Source organism: Neisseria sp. P0022.S010 (assembly GCF_051956635.1).
Window position 1 is genome coordinate 1 of the sequence record NZ_JBQCXF010000772.1, and the last position, 775, is coordinate 775.

Below are 775 nucleotides of genomic sequence, written 5' to 3' on the forward strand. Positions count from 1 at the left end.
TCCTTACCATGACCTTTTTCGAAGACATAGGTATCGGCTTCGTTACTGCCGCCGTACAGTCTGTCGTCTCCGGCTCCGCCCGCCAAGGTATCTTTACCTGCACCACCTTGTAATGTGTCATTACCTGCTCCGCCGTTCAGAATGTCGCTGTCTTCGCCACCGCGCAATTCATCGTTGCCTTCGCCGCCTTTGAGGATATCGGCACCTTCCTCACCACTCAGGTAATCATTGCCCGCATTGCCTTCCAGCGTATCGGCTCCTTCGCCGCCGTAAAGGCTGTCGTTGCCTTCCCCGCCTTTGAGCAGGTCATCACCGTTGTAGCCGTACAGATTATCGTCACCTTTGCCGCCGTCCAGCACATCGGTGGTATCCCAGCCATAGAGGCTTTCGTTGCCGTCGGTACCGACGGCTTCCATTTTCATACCTGCCATGTCTTTGGCGGTAACGGTTTTGTCATCAAAGGCAAAATCGTAGTAGCGGTTGTAATAACCATTGAAAAAACCCTCTACGGTTACGGCATCTTCACCACCGTAGGCTTTGATGACCAGGTTGTTACCCGAACGGGTAAATACAGCTTCGGCAAACTTGGCGCCGTTGAAGCGCAGCGTATCAGTATGAGCTGCCTGGTAAGCGCTGTCGGAAACCACATCCTTACCATGACCTTTTTCGAAGACATAGGTATCGGCTTCGTTACTGCCGCCGTACAGTCTGTCGTCTCCGGCTCCGCCCGCCAAGGTATCTTTACCTGCACCACCTTGTAATGTGTCATTACCTG

Annotated in this window: 1 protein-coding gene; it reads right to left on the reverse strand. The window is 53.3% G+C overall.

Features of this window, described 5'->3' with window-relative positions:
* Positions 1 to 775, reverse strand: a 775-nt coding sequence (locus ACTHUT_RS21310) for a calcium-binding protein (protein WP_440419798.1), incomplete at both ends; no start/stop codon positions are given.